The sequence below is a fragment of the Mesorhizobium sp. M0590 genome, from assembly GCF_040320905.1.
Lineage (GTDB): Bacteria > Pseudomonadota > Alphaproteobacteria > Rhizobiales > Rhizobiaceae > Mesorhizobium.
The window spans coordinates 306,131-320,844 of the sequence record NZ_JAMYQN010000004.1 but is presented as its reverse complement, the minus strand read 5'-3'; the positions used below and the strand labels follow the sequence as shown (position 1 = coordinate 320,844).

Below are 14,714 nucleotides of genomic sequence, written 5' to 3'. Positions count from 1 at the left end.
ACTGATGAGCCGGTTTCCCAGTCTTCTCGCGTTGGTGGTGGTGGCCGTGCTTGCCGGCTGCGGCAGACCGGAGTTTTCCGATGCCGAAAAGCAGACCATCGCCTCACTGGCCCTGTCCAAGCTGCCGCCGCTGAAGCCCGATACCACCAATCGCTTCGCCGATGTGCCGGCCGCCGCGGCACTCGGCTCGACGCTGTTTTTCGACACCGGGATGAGCGGCGACGGCACGGTATCGTGCTCGACCTGCCACAAGATCGACCGGCAGTTCCAGGACGACCTGCCGCAAGCGGTCGGCGTCGGCCGCACCAACCGTCGTACCATGCCGTTGGCCGGCGTCGCGCATGATCCCTGGTTCTTCTGGGACGGGCGGCGCGACAGCCTGTGGGCGCAAGCGCTGACACCGCTCGAAAATCCGCTGGAGCAGGCCGGCAACCGCGCCGCCTTCGTGCATTACATCAAGGCCCGCTTCGGCGAGCGCTACGAGCGCATCTTCGGGCCGCTGCCTGACCTTTCGGGCGTGCCGGCCAATGCCGGCCCGTTCGGCACCGATGCCGAGAAGGCGGCCTGGAACGCCATGCCCGCCAGCCAAGCCGAGGAGGTCAACCGCGTCTTTGCCAATATCGGCAAGGCGATCGCCGCCTTCGAGCGCTCGATCGCGCCGCCGCAGACACGCTTCGACCGCTTTGCCCTCGACCTGGCTGCGGGCGCCGAGCCGAAAGGCGACGCCGCCTTTTCGTCGGAGGAAATCCTCGGCCTGAAATTGTTCATCGGCAAGGCCAATTGCGTGACCTGCCACAACGGCCCGCGTTTTACCGACGGCAGCTTCCACAATACCGGCGTGCCGCCGGTCGCGGGCCTGCCGCCGGATCGCGGCCGCGTCGAGGCGGTGGCGCAGGTCGAGGCCGATCCGTTCAACTGTTTCGGCGCCTTTCGCGACGGCGATGCCAGCGCCTGCCGCGAGTTGCGCTTCATGGTCAAGACCGGGCCGGAACTCGTCCGCGCCTACAAGACGCCGTCGCTGCGCGGTGCCGCCACCCGTCCGCCCTACATGCATGCCGGGCAGTTTTCCTCGCTGGACGAGGTGGTGGCGCATTATTCGAAGGCGCCGGCAAGTGTCGAGGGTGTGTCAGAGGTCCACCCGCTGCAGCTTTCGGATCGCGAACGCGCGGCGCTGGTGGCGTTCCTGAAGACGCTGGCGGAGTGAGGGTGGCGGGGTAGCGATCCTTCGCGCCCCCCTCTGTCCTGCCGGACATCTCCCCCTCTAGTGGGGAGATTGGCAGCTTCGGTGCGCCGTTCACTCCTGCGACGTTTAGAGATTGGCGAAAGCGGCAGTGACAACCGATCTCCCCCCTGGAGGGGGAGATGTCCGGCAGGACAGAGGGGGGGCGCTGTCCCGCCGGCGTTTCCTACCGATCCTTCACCGTCTCCATCGCGACAAACGTCGAGGTCTGGGCTACGTGCGGCAGGGCGGAGATGCGCTCGCCAAGCACGCGGCGGTAGGCGGCGATGTCGGTGGTGCGGACCTTCAGCAGATAGTCGAAGCTCGATGCCATCATGTGGCACTGCTCGATCTCCGGCACCGCCTGCACGGCGCGGTTGAAGGCGTCGAGCGCGGCCGAGCGGGTGTCGGACAGTTTCACCTGGACGAAGGCGACATGGCCTTCGCCCATGCGCTCACGGTCGATGATCGCCTGGTAGCCCCTGATGAAGCCGTCCTTCTCCAGCCGTTTGACTCGTGCCTGCACCGGCGTCTTCGACAGGCCGACTTTAGCCGCCAGGTCCGACATGGAAAGCCGGCCATTGCTGCCCAGAGCCGACAGGATGTTCCTGTCGATCCGGTCCAATTGGTCTTCTGTCACTGGATTCCTGGTCGAATTGGAGGTGATCAGTCCTAATGATAGATCGATCGATCTGTTCTGTCGACTTCTTTGGACCGACTGCAATCCCTACTTATGTTAGCTTGCGCCGTTCGGTCCGGTGACCGCCGGCCCGCTCCCTTATGCTCGCTCTACAGGACCGCCATGCCAGCGCTCGACACCATCCGCCAGCAGATCCGTGCTAATTATTTGCCCGACGAAGACCAGGCGGTGAAGCGGCTGGCCGAGGCGGCCGGGCTGTCCGCGCAAGACCGCAAGGCGATTTCGGCCCGTGCCGCCGATCTAGTGCGGGCGGTGCGCGGCTCGTCCGATCCGCGGCTGATGGAGGTCTTCCTGTCCGCCTATGGCCTCTCGACCAAGGAGGGCGTGGCGCTGATGTGCCTGGCCGAGGCGCTGCTGCGCGTGCCCGACACCGAGACGATGGACGACCTCATCGCCGACAAGATCGCGCCGCACGACTGGTCGGCGCATTCGGGCGGCTCGAGCTCGATCTTCATCAATGCATCGACCTGGGCGCTGATGCTGACCGGCCGCGTGCTCGACGAAGGCGAGGGCGGCATCGAAGGCACGCTGCGCGCCATGGTGCGCCGGCTCGGCGAGCCGGTCATCCGCAAGGCGGTCGCGGCGGCCATGCGCGAGATGGGCGAGCAGTTCGTGCTTGGCCGCACGATCGCCGAGGCGGTCAAGCGCGGCCGGCCGATGACGCAGAAGGGCTATCTCTATTCTTTCGACATGCTGGGCGAGGCGGCCCGCACCGAGGCCGATGCGCTGCGCTACCTCAAGGCATATGCCGATGCGATCTCTTCGCTCGATGCCGGCGCCAACGGCCCCGACATCCGCCAGAACCACGGCATTTCGGTAAAACTGTCGGCGCTGCATCCGCGCTATGAAGTGACGCAGAAGGAAAAGATGCTGCCCGTCATGGCCGAGCGGCTTTGGTCGCTGGCGCTGGCGGCGCGCCATTCGCGCATGGGCCTCAACATCGACGCCGAGGAGGCCGACCGGCTCGACCTGTCGCTCGACGTCATCGAACGGGTACTGGCCGAGCCGGAGCTTGCCGGCTGGAACGGCTTTGGCGTCGTCGTCCAGGCCTACGGTCCGCGCGCGGCCTTCACCGTCGACTGGCTCTATGCGCTGGCGAAGAAATACGATCGCACCATCATGGTGCGGCTGGTCAAGGGCGCCTATTGGGACACCGAGATCAAGCGGGCTCAGACGCTCGGGCTCGACGGCTATCCGGTTTTTACCCGCAAAGCCAACACCGACGTCTCCTACCTGGCCTGCGCGAAGAAGCTTTTGTCGATGACCGACCGCATCTATCCGCAATTCGCCACCCACAACGCCCACACCGTCGCCGCCATCCTGTCGATGACGACGGAGCGCGATACATTCGAGTTCCAGCGGCTGCACGGCATGGGCGAAGCACTGCACGAGACGGTGCGCAAGGCCGAAGGCACGCGCTGCCGCATCTATGCGCCAGTCGGCGCTCATTCCGACCTGCTCGCCTATCTGGTCCGCCGGCTGCTCGAGAACGGCGCCAATTCCTCCTTTGTCCACCAGCTCACCGACGAGGAAGTCGAGCCGGAGGATATTGCTCGCGACCCGCTCGACACGGTGGAGAAACAAGGCCCCGCGGCCAATCCGGCGATCGTGCCGCCGTCGGCGATCTTTGGCCCCGGCCGGCGCAATTCCAAGGGCTTCGATATCACCGACACGCCGACGCTGGCGGCGATCGACAAGGCCAGGGCCGAGTTCGCCGGGCCGGACCGCTGGCACGCCAAGCCGGTCAGCCGCGCCGCCGGCTACGGCAAGCAGCGTCCGGTGGTCAATCCTGCGAAACCTTCGGAAGTGGTCGGCACGGTCAGCGAGGCCGGCGCCAAGCAGGTCGAGACCGCCGTGCGCATCGCCGTCGAGGCACAACCGGCATGGGCAAGACGCCCGGTCGCCGAGCGCGCTGCCATCCTCAACCGGGCGGCCGATCTCTACGAGGCGAACGCCGTCGAGTTCTTTGCGCTCGCCGCCCGCGAAGCCGGCAAGTCGCTCGCCGACGGCGTTGCCGAGGTGCGCGAGGCGGTCGATTTCCTGCGCTACTATGCGGCCGAGGCCGCCAATGCCGAGGCGGGCACCGAGGCGCGCGGCGCCATCGCCTGCATCTCGCCGTGGAATTTTCCGCTCGCCATCTTCACCGGCCAGATTGCAGCGGCACTCGTCACCGGCAATTCGGTGATCGCCAAGCCAGCCGAACAGACGCCGCTGATCGCCTTCCGCGCTGTCCAGCTGCTGCGCGAGGCCGGCGTGCCGGAAGACATCATCCAGCTTCTGCCCGGCGACGGCCCCACGGTCGGCGGCCCGCTGACCGCCGATCCGCGCATTGCCGGCGTCTGCTTCACCGGCTCGACCGAGGTCGCCAAGCTAATCGAAAAGCAGCTCGCCGACACCGCCGCGCCTGACGCCATGCTGATTGCCGAGACCGGCGGCCTCAACGCCATGATCGTCGATTCCACCGCACTTCCCGAACAGGCGGTGCGCGACATCCTCGCCTCCGCTTTCCAGAGCGCCGGCCAGCGCTGCTCGGCATTGCGCATTCTCTACGTGCAGAAGGACGTCGAGAAGAAGATGCTTGAGATGCTGAAAGGCGCGATGGAAGCGCTCAGCCTCGGCGACCCGTGGCGGATATCGACCGATGTCGGCCCGGTCATCGATGACGAGGCGCAAGCGTCGATCCGTGACTATTGCACCAAAATGGGCCTGCAGGGCCGGCTGATCGCCAAGCTCGAAGCGCCGAAGGACGGCCGCTTCGTTGCGCCGCACGTCTTTCGGGTCAAGGGCATCGAGGAGTTGGAGCGCGAGGTGTTCGGGCCGGTGCTGCATGTCGCCACCTTCGATGCCGACGAGATCGATGCGGTGATCGCTGCGATCAACCGCAAAGGCTATGGCCTGACCTTTGGCCTGCACACCCGCATCGAAGGCCGCGCCCAGCATTTCGTCGATGGCATCCATGCCGGCAACATCTACGTCAACCGCAACCAGATCGGCGCCGTCGTCGGCGCGCAGCCGTTCGGCGGCGAGGGCCTTTCCGGCACCGGGCCGAAGGCCGGTGGCCCACATTATCTCCGGCGCTTCCGCAAGGGGCCGGAAGCCGGCACCCATCTTGCCGAAGGCCGCAAGGTGACGGCGACCGAGCTCGCCGACAATCTGCCGGACCCGGCCTTTGGCGGCTGGTCGACGCGGCCGGATCGCGTCGCCATCCTGAGGAAACATCTGCGCGGCAAGGGTGCCGCGGCTATCGGCACTGCCGCCGGCATCGATTTCGGCCAGGTCGACCTGCCCGGGCCGACCGGCGAGGCCAACACGCTGTCGCTGTCGCCGCGCGGGCGCGTGCTGTGCCTCGGTCCCGACGCGGATACGCTGCTTGCGCAGACGATCCAGGCGCTGGCCGCCGGCAATGCCGTGCTCGCCGTCGCACCCGGCGCGCCGGCGGCACTTTCATCATTGACCGGCAAGGGCCTGCCGCTGGCGGCGATCGACGGCCGGCCGGACCCGGTCGAAGCGCGCTCGCTGCGGGTCGATGTCGTGGCCTTTTCCGGCACGCCCGAGGCCGCGCGCATCGTGCGCAAGGTCATCGCCGAGCGCGCCGGCCCGATCGTGCCGCTGATCAGCGAAGTCTATTATCCGGCCGCCTACGCCCACGAGCGCGCAGTCTGCGTCGACACCACGGCGGCGGGCGGCAATGCCAGCCTGCTGGCCGCGGCCTGAGGGTTTCGCCAGGGCTCGCGTGTCGCGGGCAGGGCAAATCGCTTGGGGTTGCGCTGTCCCTCACCCTTACCCTCTCGCTGTGAAGAACGGGGAGAGGGGTCGCCAGCGTTGCGTCCACGCCCCTTCTCCCCGGGGCGGCGCCGACTTTGATGCCTGATGAGAGCGATAGCTATCTGATACCGAGCGGCACTTCGAACTGCCAGGCCGAGCGACCGGCTCCGTCTGGAATAGGGGGAAAGGGAGAAGCCCGGCGGACTGCGTCGAGTGCGGCCTTGTCCAGCGCGGCAACACCCGAACTGCCCGTCAGCCTGGCCGACCGGACGCTGCCGTTCGAGCCGACGGTAAAGGCAACCGTAGCTGTGCCGGTGGCGCGCGTGCGTGTCGAATTGAAGGCCCGCACCAGTTTTGACCTGATCTTGCCGGGATAGTTCGTGACGGCTGCATTGCCGATGCCTGATTTGCCGCCCCTGCTGGCGGTCAGGATCTTGCCGTCCTTCCTGGCGTCGGCCATGCCGCGCGCGACATCCGTTTCGTCACGGCCGCCGGAGCCGGCTTTTTTCTTCTTGGTGTCGGCTTTGGCCGCAGCCTTGCCCGCCTTCTTGCGCAGGGCCGGCTTTTCAGGCTCGTTTGGTTCGACCTTCCTGGCCGGCTTGCTCTTTGCGGTTGCCTTCTTCGGCTGCCTGGGCTCAGGCTTGTTCGGCCTCGGTTCTTCCGCCGCGACGACGGTCTCGGCCGTCTCAACCGTTTCGGCCGGCGCCGGGTCGGCTGGTGCCGGTGCGCTTGTCTCGGCAGGCTCGGCCGTTTCGGCCGCGCTGACTGGCGGCGGCACGGCATTGTCGTCGGCAGGCACCAGCCTGTCGGTCGCAAGAACGTCGGGCGATGGGTCCTGGCGCGCCGGCTGGACAGGTTGCGCAGGCTCAGTCCGGTCGGCAACGGCAGCGGTTTCCATGGCGGCCTCGTTGACCGGCTCAACCACTTCTTTGTCCGATGTCTCCGCCGCATCGGTGACCGGCTGGAGCGTCTCCTCTGCCGCGGCCGCCTGCGCCTCGACCGTTTCGACCGGCTTGGCGTCGAGCATGGTCACCATCGTCACGTTGGCCACTTCCGGATCGTCTCCGACATCGCCGGCCGCCTGCTGCGGGTCGGCGCCGAGCAGCATTTCGCCTTGCTGGTCGGCACCTTCGATGCTTGGCCGGTCGTCCGGCAGCGTGAGGAAGGCCAGCGCCACCGCCACGTGGAATGCGCAAGAGCAGGCGATCGCCACCGTCCAGTTGCGGCGCCGCCGCGTCTGTCGTGCCTGCCGCAATGGCTCCATAGGTACCGCAGTCAAGTCGCCGTCGGCATCGGCGATGTAACTGTCTTCCGGCCTGTCGCGCGGCGAAACACGCAGCGCCCCGCGCGGGATGGCGAAATCCGGATCGTCCGGTTCCGGCGGCAGGAAACCGGCCAATGGCCACGCGACGGGGTTTCGTGCGAATGCGGGTTCCGGTCCCAAAATTCAGACCCCGAAGGCGATGCCGGTCCTGGTCTGCGTCTTCAGCCCGCGCATGCAGGCATTCGGCTCGGCGCCGGCGCATTCCGTGGCGCTGTTGATCAACACGCGGCTGACCTTGCCGCAATCCGTGCCGGCAAGATCGAAACGCGTCACCTTGGTCTTGCCTGCCGGCAGCTCCTTGAAATCGAGTACCGTCAGCCGGTCGACAACGCCGGCCCCGTTGAACAGCGCGATCTCGAACGCCGCCTTGGAAAGACCGGCGCCGAGATTGTTGGTGACCACGAAGGTAAGGCGGCAGCCCTTGTCGGAAGGCTGCGCGCCATTGAGCTCGAGGATCAGCGCCGGTGCTTGCTGCTGTGTCCATGCCGGAGCCGCCGCAAGCAATATTGCCAGCACCGCGGCGAACAGACGAAGGGATGCCGTCATGCCTGTCATTGTCGTCAGCCTCCAAACCTCATCGTCGCCGCCAGCTTCAGGGTGACGCCGGGCTCGTAGACGACGCTCGTCGTCGATGCGTTCAGCGGGTTGGCGTATTTGACGTCGAACAGATTGTCGGCGCGGAAATCGACCTTGAAATTGTCGGTCGCCTGGTAGCTGGCGAAGGCATTGACCAGTGTATAGTCCTTGGCCACCGGGTTGCCCTGCGGCTTGCCGTTGTACTGCACCTCGCCGCCGATGGTCAGCCTGTCCTCGAGGAAGCGAAAGCCGAGTTGCCCGGTGATCTGGGAGGAGGGGACGGTGACAAGGTCTGCCCGTTCGCCTTCATAGGAAATCGTGTGGCCATCGGTGAACGACGCCGAAAGCCCGGCAAAGCCCCAGGCGGCATCATAGACGCCCTCCATCTCGAAGCCGTGGATCCTGGCCTTGGCGAAATTCTGATACTGGAAGCAGATCGGTATGCCCGGACCGAACGGGCAGCCGCTGGTCGGGTCGAACGGCGAGAGCGTCACGCCGTCGATGTAATCGTCGACATTGTTGTTGAAATAGGCCGCCTTCAGCCGCAGCGCGTCGTCGGCCTCAATGACGCCGTTGGTACTGTAATTGACGCCGAATTCCACGGTCTTGCCGGTTTCAGGCTTGAGATCGGGATTGGGGAGGAACGGGAAGCTGACGCCGGCCGGATGATTGCCGCTGATCAGGGTCTCCGACAGCGACGGAGAACGGTAGCCTTCCGCATAGGTGCCGTAGAATTGCAGGCCGGAAAGGCTGGCGGTTTCGAAGGGCGAAATGCCCACTGTGATGCGTGGCGACAGCCGGTCGCCAGAGGTTTCGCCGACATCACTGTCGAGCTTATAGCTGTCGTAACGCAGCCCGGCGATGACCTCGAGCCAGTCCCAGGTGAGCTTGTCCTGAACGTAAGCGCCGGAGACGTTCCTGTTGCCCGAGGGCGTATAGAAGCTGTCGCCGCCCGCCGTGCCGCCTGTCTCGACATCGTCGCCAACCCAGTCGCCGCCATAGGTCAGCTCATGCGCGATTCCAACGGTCTCGAATCTCGACGTGTTCCAAATGTCGATGCCGGAGGTGCCGATGTCGAACGTCGATTTCGAACCCGCCGGCAAAACCACGGGCAGACCGGTGACCGGATCAAACCGGTTTTGCGCCACAAGGGTCGTCAGATCGAGCTTGGTCTTGTTGTAGGACGCGTTGATGTGGAGGTCGAGCCAGCTCTTGTCTTCGTCGGTGATGTTGTAGCGGGCCGTGAAGGTATTCGCCTTCAGGTCGGCGTCGTTCACCGGCGCGCTGCCGCTGGTCTCGGTCCATCCGTCGTTCGAGCCGATCCAGCCCAGCTTCAGCTCGCTGTTTTCGCTGGGGCGGATGGTCGTCTTGAGGAGGCCGCTCAAGACGTCGAAGCCGGTGCCCGCTACAGTGTCGCCGCCGCCATGCTTGTAGTCGTCATAGTCGCGGTAGACGATATTGCCGAGCACGTCCCAGTTCTCGTTGATCCGATAGGCGCCGGTGGCGCTGGTGGTCCAGCCTTTGCCGTTGGTTTCGTAGCGCCCAGTTGCGGATACCGCCCAGGTCTCGTCCGGCTTGAGGAAATCCTGCGCATCCTTGGTGTCGAAAAATACGACGCCGCCGATCGCCCCGGAGCCATAGGTGTTGGCGACCGGGCCGCGGATCACATCGACGGATTTGATCAATTCGGGATCGATGTAGAAGGTCGATTGCGTACCGTGATCCGAGCGCTGGAAATTCTGGCGGGCACCGTCGACGATGACGGAGACGCGGCCGAAATCCTGCAGGCCGCGGATGTTGATGCTGGAACTGACACGCCTTGCGTCGGCCTGGACGGCGACACCCGGCACACCGAACAGCATTTCGTTGGGCGTCGTCGCCATGCGGCGCTCGAGCTGTTCCTCGTCGACATGGCTGGCTGAAGCAAGCGACTCGATCGCCGTCTCGCCGGTACGGCTGAGGATCAGGATCTTGTCGAGCAGTGTGGTACCCGCCGGGGCCGGCTTTACCTTTTCGGGCTGTTGAGACGGGTCAGTCTGCTGCTGGTCGGCTGCCGGTTGGGCGGCCTGCTGGGCGCCGGCCGGTGTTGCGAGCAGCGGGATCGCCGCCGCGCCGGCCAGCAACGCGGCCATTTTGCTTGTCATAGAACAATGTGTCAGGCCGCTGCCCGCCAGCCGTCCCCAATTCGCCAACCCCATGCTGCAACTCCAAGAATCCATGTTCGATGCTGGCTGGCTTGGGGCTCGCTGGCATTTTTCATCGCGTCCGGCGTCTTAAATGTTGACTCATTTTCTCCGGTATTGCACTGCTAGATAACATGATTATTCGAGTCAAGAATTGAATCGGCATTTCACGCAGGCGCCGAGCCAGATGCCCGGCACAGGAAAAGGGATCGAACCAATGAACACGCACAATCCCAGCGACTTTCGCTATCGCGTCCGCCGTTCCGACGAAAATTCCGTCCGTTTCGACCGGATCCAATCGGCCGTGAGAACGCTGTCCAGCAACACGCTGTTCCAGGGCGAGCACGAGATCGGCATCGAGCATCATGGTGCGCTGTACCGGCTGAAGATCACCCGGCAGGGCAAGCTCATCCTCAACAAGTAGGTGGTAGAAATGGACCAGCGCGTAAAACCCGCCCCACACGAGATCCGGCGGGCACGGGCAGACAATCCGAAAATGCGCGAGCGCGACCTCGCCGCCCAGCTCGGTATTTCGGAGGCCGAACTGGTCGCCGCGCATTGCGGCGACGGCGTCGTGCGCGTCGAGCCGCGTGTCAACGACCTTTTGACTTGCCTCGAAGCTGTCGGTGAGGTGATGGCGCTGACCCGCAACGAAAGCGCGGTGCACGAGAAGATCGGCGTCTACGACAAGGTCGTCACCGGCAATCACAATGCCATGGTGCTCGGTGAGAATATCGACCTGCGCATTTTCCCAAAAGTCTGGGCGCACGGCTTTGCCGTGGAAAAGCGCGATGGCGCCGACATCCGCCGCAGCCTGCAGTTCTTCGATACCGCAGGCGAGGCGGTACACAAGGTGCATCTCAGGCCAGCCTCCAACCTTTACGCCTATCAGAAACTGGTGGCCGGGCTGGAATCGCCGAACCAGGAGCCGACGGTGGCGATTTCAGCGGGCACGGCCGACGAGACCGAGACTGCGGACAACCCGGCGAGCATCGACGATCTGCGCGACCGCTGGAGCCATCTGACCGACGTGCATCAGTTCTTCGGCATGCTGAAGACACTGAAGATCAGCCGCCGACAGGCGGTGCGCATGGTCGGCCAGGACTACGCCTGGCTGGTCGACAAGGATGCGGTGAACGCCATGCTCAACCACGCCGCTGCTGGCGCCATGCCGATCATGTGCTTTGTCGGCAATCGCGGCTGCATCCAGATCCATTCCGGCCCCGTCGCCTCGATCAAGCCGATGGGACCATGGCTCAACGTGCTCGACGAGACCTTCCATCTGCACCTGCGGACCGACCACATCGATGAGGTCTGGGCCGTGCGCAAGCCGACCAAGGACGGCTATGTCACGTCGCTCGAAGTCTATGGCGCCGACGGCAAGATGATCATCCAGTTCTTCGGTAAGCGGCATGAAGGCGAAAGCGAGCGCGAAGACTGGCGCTTTCTGGCCGAAAACCTGCCGCGTATCCCAAGCCCGACCGCAGCTTGAGGAAAACGACGATGGTTCTTTTCTCCAGGCTGGCATCGGTCTCCAGGTCGGCGCTTGGTCCTGTGGCCGCTGTTTTCCTGGCCTTCGCCGCGCTGATGACGGCTCAAGCCGCCGAGGGCATCGCGACTTTCGCCGATCGCTCGAGGATCGTGGCTATTGGCGGCTCGATCACCGAGATCGTCTACGCGCTCGGTGAACAGGATCGTCTTGTCGCGCGCGATTCGACCAGCCGCTATCCGCAAGCGGCGGCGGAACTGCCTGATGTCGGCTACATGCGCCAGCTGTCGCCGGAGGGTGTGCTGTCGGTCAATCCGTCGGGCATATTGGCCCTGCACGGCAGCGGACCGAAGGAAGCCGTCGACGTCTTGAAGAAATCAAGCATCCCGTTCATCGAGGTGACCGAGCGCTATGATAATCAAGGCATTCTCGAAAAGATCCACATCGTCGGCAAGGCGCTCGGCACCGAGGCCAAGGCCGATGCGCTGGCGGTCCAGATCGATGCCAGGCTGAAGGCAGCCGAAAAGCAGACCGCCTCGATCAAGGATCGCAAGCGCATCCTGTTCGTGCTGTCGATGCAGGGCGGCAAGCTGCTTGCCGCCGGCAGCGACACCGCCGCCGACGGCATCATCAAGCTTTCGGGCGGCATCAACGCCGTCGACGGCATTGCCGGCTACAAGCAATTGTCGGACGAGGCAGTCATCACCGCCAGGCCCGACGTGATCCTGATGATGAACAATGCCGGACCGGCCACCGCGGATGACGAATTGTTTTCGAACCCTGCCGTGGCTTCGACGCCGGCGGGTGCCGCCCGCAAGCTGATCCGCATGGACGGCGGCTATCTGCTCGGCTTCGGCCCGCGCACGGCCGACGCCATCCACGACCTCGCCGTCTCGCTCTATGGCGGCCAGGTCACGGATTGAGCGCGATGGCCGATCATTCGATCGCCGGTGCGGCGGGCATCATGGCGACGGCAGCCGAGGGTGACCGTTCGCGGCGCGCCCGCCTCGTCGTCGTGCTGCTCTGCGTCGGGCTGGCTATCGCCGTGCTGTTGTCGCTGACCTCCGGCGCATCCGATGCCTCGGCCATCGGCGTCATGCATGACTGGCTGTTCGGCGCGTTGCCCGGCGACGCGGCGTTGAGCGCCCGCGACCACCTGATCATCCATGACATCCGTCTGCCGCGCATCATTATGGGCGTGCTGATCGGCGCATCGCTTGCCGTCTCCGGTGCCGTCATGCAGGGGCTGTTCCGCAATCCGCTGGCCGACCCCGGCCTGATCGGCGTTTCGGCCGGATCGAGCCTCGGTGCGGTCGCCGTCATCGTGCTTGGCTCGACCATGCTGGCGCCGCTGACTTCGGCGCTCGGCACGCTGGCTCTGCCGCTGGCTGCGTTCTGCGGCGGGTTGGCGACGACATTGCTGCTCTATCAGGTTGCGACACGGCAAGGCCGAACCTCGGTCGCCACCATGCTGCTCGCCGGCATCGCGCTGGCGGCGCTTGCCATGGCGCTGACCGGCATCCTGATCTTCATGGCCGACGACCGGCAATTGCGCGACCTGACCTTCTGGCAGCTCGGTTCGCTGGGCGGCGCAACCTGGCAGAAGATCGGCTCGGTCGGGCCGGTCATCGTGCTGGCGCTGGCGGCAATGCCGTTCCTGGCGCGCGGCCTCAACGCGCTGGCGCTCGGCGAGGCCACGGCCGGCCATCTCGGCATTCCGGTTCAGCGGCTGAAATACACCGCGATTGTCGGCGTCTCGGCAGCGGTCGGCGCGTCGGTCGCCGTCAGCGGCGGCATCGGTTTCGTCGGCATCGTCGTGCCGCATCTGCTGCGTCTGCTGATCGGCTCCGATAACCGTTACCTGCTGCCGGCATCGGCCCTGCTTGGTGCGGCGCTGCTGCTTTTGGCCGACGCCGTCGCCCGCACCATCGTCGCCCCGGCCGAATTGCCGATCGGCATCGTCACCGCTGTCGCCGGTGCGCCGTTCTTCCTGTGGATCCTGCTGCGCAAGCGCGGCGTCATCGACCTGTGAAAGTTTGCCTATGATCGAAGCGCGCGATGTCTCGGTGGCGATCGGCGGCAAGCGCATCGTCGCCAACGTCGATTTCGAGGCGCGGCCGGGCGAAGTCGCGGCCATCGTCGGCCCCAACGGTTCGGGCAAGACGACCTTCCTCCGAGCACTGTCCGGCGATCTTGGCTATTCGGGAGAGGTCACCGTCAACGGCCGCAATCTATCCGCGATGAAGCCGGTCGAGGCGGCGACGGTCCGTGCGGTGCTGCCGCAGGCGACGACGCTGTCCTTCCCGTTCACCGTGCGTGAGATCGTCAGGCTAGGCCTGGTCGGCGGGCGCTCCGGCGCGTTGCCCGGCGAGGACCAGCGCCTGCCCGAACGGGCGCTGGCTCGCGTCGACCTCGACGGTTTTGCCGGCCGCTTCTACCAGGAGCTGTCCGGCGGCGAGCAGCAGCGCGTGCAGCTTGCCCGCGTTCTGTGCCAGGTCTGGGCGCCGGTGCTTGACGGCAAGCCGCGCTATCTGTTCCTCGACGAGCCGGTGTCCAGCCTCGATATCAAGCACCAGCTGATCATCATGGACATCGCCCGCGATTTCGCCAGACGCGGCGGCGGCGTGGTCGCCATCCTGCACGACCTCAATTTGACGGCGATGTATGCCGACCGGATTTTCGTCATGCATCGCGGCAGGCTCGCCGCTACAGGTTCGCCGCAACAGGTGCTCAGCGACGAGCTGATCGAAAAGGTCTTCGATTGCCGGCTGAAGGTCGGTGTGTTGCCGGCGGCAAACATGCCGTTCGTATTGCCGCAGTCGGTCTGTTGATATTCAGGTGATGCCGGCCTGCAAATGGCGGTTTCCTGCGCTTCCGGTACTCACGTACCCAAACGTACGCTCCGTTCCGGTTCTCGGAACCCACCATTTTCGGCTCGGCCTGACCTGAATCTCAACAGACCTCACCAACTGAGATGCGACCAAAATCAGGCGGCCGGCGCCCTTTGCACCAGCATGTCGATGCCGAGCAGGTGGCGCACATTCGGGCGCGCCGCCACCAGATCGGCGATCGTGTAGCGCGACAGCACGGCGAAGAAGGCGTTGAGCGCTTCGCGCAATGCCGAATTCAAGGCGCAGCTGTCGACCAGCGGACATTCGGCGGCGTCGTTCTCGAAGCACTCGGCCATGGCAAAGCTTTCCTCCGTCACCCGCACGACATCGAACAGGCTGATTGATTCGGCCGCGCGGCCGAGCCTGACGCCGCCATTCCTGCCGCGCACCGTTTCGATCAGGCCGTTTTCGACCAGCGGCTGCAGGATCTTGAACAGGAAAAGTTCCGATACCGAATAGGCGGCGGCGATCTCGGGGATGCGGCTCAACCGCTCGGTGTTGGCGGCGCAATACATCAGAATGCGCATGGCGTAGTTGGTCTGACGGGTAAGCCGCATTGTGTCCTCA

The 14,714-nt window shown here is 65.2% G+C and carries 12 protein-coding genes; 7 read left to right on the top strand and 5 right to left on the bottom strand.

All coding sequences use genetic code 11. The features are described 5' to 3' along the window. The first annotated feature begins 4 nt into the window (after positions 1-4). The gene (locus tag NKI52_RS10270; protein WP_352697831.1) at positions 5-1,204 is read left to right on the top strand and encodes a cytochrome-c peroxidase; all 1,200 of its coding nucleotides are present in this window, start codon (positions 5-7) and stop codon (positions 1,202-1,204) included. A gap of 202 nt (positions 1,205-1,406) precedes the next feature. Here the strand turns inward: NKI52_RS10270 and NKI52_RS10265 are convergent, their stop codons facing one another. Then, positions 1,407-1,859 carry an Lrp/AsnC family transcriptional regulator gene (locus NKI52_RS10265; RefSeq protein ID WP_352568904.1) on the bottom strand — a complete coding sequence of 151 codons (453 nt, stop codon included), beginning with the start codon at positions 1,857-1,859 and terminating at the stop codon, positions 1,407-1,409. Between the two features lie 162 nt (positions 1,860-2,021). Here NKI52_RS10265 and putA point away from each other — a divergent pair, with 162 nt between their 5' ends. Continuing rightward, positions 2,022-5,633 carry a bifunctional proline dehydrogenase/L-glutamate gamma-semialdehyde dehydrogenase PutA gene (gene putA / locus NKI52_RS10260; RefSeq protein WP_352568903.1) on the top strand — a complete coding sequence of 1,204 codons (3,612 nt, stop codon included), beginning with the start codon at positions 2,022-2,024 and terminating at the stop codon, positions 5,631-5,633. A 169-nt stretch (positions 5,634-5,802) separates the two neighbouring features. Here putA and NKI52_RS10255 read toward each other — a convergent pair whose 3' ends face one another. From NKI52_RS10255 to NKI52_RS10245, 3 genes are read right to left on the bottom strand one after another with little or no spacing between them, the layout of a single operon-like run. After that, positions 5,803-7,083 (bottom strand): energy transducer TonB family protein, encoded by a 1,281-nt coding sequence (locus tag NKI52_RS10255; protein WP_352568902.1) that lies wholly within the window; start codon positions 7,081-7,083, stop codon positions 5,803-5,805. A 48-nt stretch (positions 7,084-7,131) separates the two neighbouring features. Further along, on the bottom strand, positions 7,132-7,563 hold the full coding sequence (locus NKI52_RS10250) for a hypothetical protein (RefSeq protein WP_352568901.1): 432 nt from the start codon (positions 7,561-7,563) through the stop codon (positions 7,132-7,134). 5 nt (positions 7,564-7,568) lie between these two features. Next, positions 7,569-9,782: a TonB-dependent hemoglobin/transferrin/lactoferrin family receptor gene (locus NKI52_RS10245; RefSeq protein WP_502894570.1), complete on the bottom strand. Its 2,214-nt coding sequence runs from the start codon at positions 9,780-9,782 to the stop codon at positions 7,569-7,571. A gap of 202 nt (positions 9,783-9,984) precedes the next feature. Between NKI52_RS10245 and hemP the strand changes: the two genes are divergently transcribed. From hemP to NKI52_RS10220, 5 genes are read left to right on the top strand one after another with little or no spacing between them, the layout of a single operon-like run. Continuing rightward, on the top strand, positions 9,985-10,191 hold the full coding sequence (hemP, locus tag NKI52_RS10240; RefSeq protein ID WP_352587787.1) for a hemin uptake protein HemP: 207 nt from the start codon (positions 9,985-9,987) through the stop codon (positions 10,189-10,191). A gap of 9 nt (positions 10,192-10,200) precedes the next feature. Next, complete coding sequence (locus NKI52_RS10235) at positions 10,201-11,259, top strand: hemin-degrading factor (protein ID WP_352697828.1); 1,059 nt, start codon at positions 10,201-10,203, stop codon at positions 11,257-11,259. A gap of 11 nt (positions 11,260-11,270) precedes the next feature. Further along, the gene (locus tag NKI52_RS10230; protein WP_352587793.1) at positions 11,271-12,179 is read left to right on the top strand and encodes a heme/hemin ABC transporter substrate-binding protein; all 909 of its coding nucleotides are present in this window, start codon (positions 11,271-11,273) and stop codon (positions 12,177-12,179) included. Positions 12,180-12,184: 5 nt separating this feature from the next. Beyond that, complete coding sequence (locus tag NKI52_RS10225) at positions 12,185-13,288, top strand: FecCD family ABC transporter permease (RefSeq protein WP_352697826.1); 1,104 nt, start codon at positions 12,185-12,187, stop codon at positions 13,286-13,288. 10 nt (positions 13,289-13,298) lie between these two features. Then, a complete protein-coding gene (locus tag NKI52_RS10220; RefSeq protein ID WP_352697824.1) occupies positions 13,299-14,087 on the top strand; it encodes a heme ABC transporter ATP-binding protein in 789 nt (262 codons plus the stop codon). Between the two features lie 155 nt (positions 14,088-14,242). On the opposite strand, the gene rirA is transcribed toward NKI52_RS10220, so the two are convergent. After that, a complete protein-coding gene (rirA, locus tag NKI52_RS10215) occupies positions 14,243-14,704 on the bottom strand; it encodes an iron-responsive transcriptional regulator RirA (protein WP_023676431.1) in 462 nt (153 codons plus the stop codon). Positions 14,705-14,714: the final 10 nt, after the last annotated feature.